General features: G+C 37.1%; 1 protein-coding gene. It reads left to right on the forward strand.

Annotated features, from left to right (window positions below; translation table 11 throughout):
- Positions 1 to 186 precede the first annotated feature (186 nt).
- Positions 187 to 939: a type I methionyl aminopeptidase gene (gene map / locus C9J34_RS21470; RefSeq protein WP_107842192.1), complete on the forward strand. Its 753-nt coding sequence runs from the start codon at positions 187 to 189 to the stop codon at positions 937 to 939.
- Positions 940 to 1,100: the final 161 nt, after the last annotated feature.

Consider the following 1,100-nt stretch of genomic DNA (forward strand, 5'->3'; position numbering starts at 1 on the left):
TGATAAATAATAATAAATAAACAGCTAAATCAGTCATTTCATCACCTCTTTTGTAGTTATGTCAAAGCATTAATTATTTAAATTTCAGAAAATTTATAATTTTTTTATTGGAAGTCCATTATACAATTTATTTGTTCATTTGTGGTATAGTGATTAAAGATTTTCTTTAAAGGAAGGGCGTTTAAAATGATCGTAACGACTCAAGAAGAATTAGATGCATTTAAAAAAATTGGGCGCATTGTGGCGGAAATTCGTGAGGCGATGAAAGCAGCTACAAAGCCGGGTGTTACAACGAAGGAGTTAGATGAAATAGCTGGTCGCATGTTCGAGGAAGCAGGCGCTTTATCTGGGCCAAAGGGCGAATATGATTTCCCAGGCTATACGTGCATTAGTGTTAATCATGAGGTTGCGCATGGCATTCCAGGTAATAAAGTAATCCAAGAGGGAGACTTAGTTAACATTGATGTGTCGGGCTCATATGATGGTTATTTTGCCGATACAGGTATTTCTTTTGTCGTTGGTGAGGGTTATGATGATAAAGAAAAGCTATGTGCCGTGGCAAAATCCGCTTTTGATCGCGCGATGATGAAAGTGAAAGCTGGTTCAAAATTGAACCAAATTGGCAAGGCTGTAGAGCGTGAAGCGAACGCAAATGGCTTGACAGTTATTATGAATTTAACAGGACATGGTTTAGGGCGCTCATTACATGAGGCACCTGATCATATTTTAAATTACTATGATGCATGGGATTCAACGATTATGAAAGAAGGTATGGTGTTAGCGGTTGAGCCGTTTATTTCAGCGAAGGCAGAGCATATCGTTGAATCAGGGGATGGCTGGACATTTATTACACCAGATCAATCACTTGTTGCACAAATTGAGCATTCGGTTATTGTAACAAAGGATAAACCAATTATTTTAACAGAGCTAGAAGATTAAAGGAAAAAGCTGTTTGAAAAGTAGCCTACACGCCACTTTTCAAGCAGCTTTTGCTATGGGCTTTAAATTATAGTTAACAGAATAAAAACTTCGCTTAAAATAACATGAGAATCACCAGAAGGAGAAAGCTAAATTATAATAGCTGTCTCTTATACACATCT

This window comes from Metasolibacillus meyeri (assembly GCF_003049505.1).
In the GTDB taxonomy this organism is placed as follows: Bacteria; Bacillota; Bacilli; order Bacillales_A; family Planococcaceae; genus Metasolibacillus; species Metasolibacillus meyeri.